Source organism: Paenibacillus sp. J45TS6 (genome assembly GCF_018403285.1).
GTDB lineage: Bacteria > Bacillota > Bacilli > Paenibacillales > Paenibacillaceae > Paenibacillus.
The window spans coordinates 1-596 of record NZ_BOSJ01000057.1; the positions used below are offsets into that span (position 1 = coordinate 1).

Annotated in this window: 1 rRNA gene; it reads left to right on the top strand. The window is 51.7% G+C overall.

Going from position 1 to position 596, the window contains the following annotated elements:
• Positions 1 to 4: 4 nt before the first annotated feature.
• Positions 5 to 596 (top strand): 23S ribosomal RNA (locus KJS58_RS24830); the annotation flags it as partial.

Consider the following 596-nt stretch of genomic DNA (forward strand, 5'->3'; position numbering starts at 1 on the left):
ATATGGTTAAGCTATTAAGAGCACACGGAGGATGCCTAGGCGCTAGGAGCCGATGAAGGACGTGGCGAACAACGATACTGCCTCGGGGAGCTGTACGCAAGCTTTGATCCGGGGATGTCCGAATGGGGAAACCCAGCTATCGTAATGGATAGTTATCTCCACCTGAACACATAGGGTGGTTGAAGGCATACCAGGGGAACTGAAACATCTAAGTACCCTGAGGAAGAGAAAACAATAGTGATTCCGTCAGTAGCGGCGAGCGAACGCGGATTAGCCCAAACCAATCAGCTTGCTGGTTGGGGTTGTGGGACGTCTCACATGGAGTTACAAAGGAACCGATTAGTTGAAGAGGTCTGGAAAGGCCCGCCAGAGAAGGTAAAAGCCCTGTAGTCAAAAGTCTGTTCCCTCCGAGACGGATCCCGAGTAGTGCGAGGCACGTGAAACCTCGTATGAATCCGGCAGGACCATCTGCCAAGGCTAAATACTCCCTAGCGACCGATAGTGAAGCAGTACCGTGAGGGAAAGGTGAAAAGCACCCCGGAAGGGGAGTGAAATAGAACCTGAAACCGTGTGCTTACAAAAAGTCAGAGCCCGTT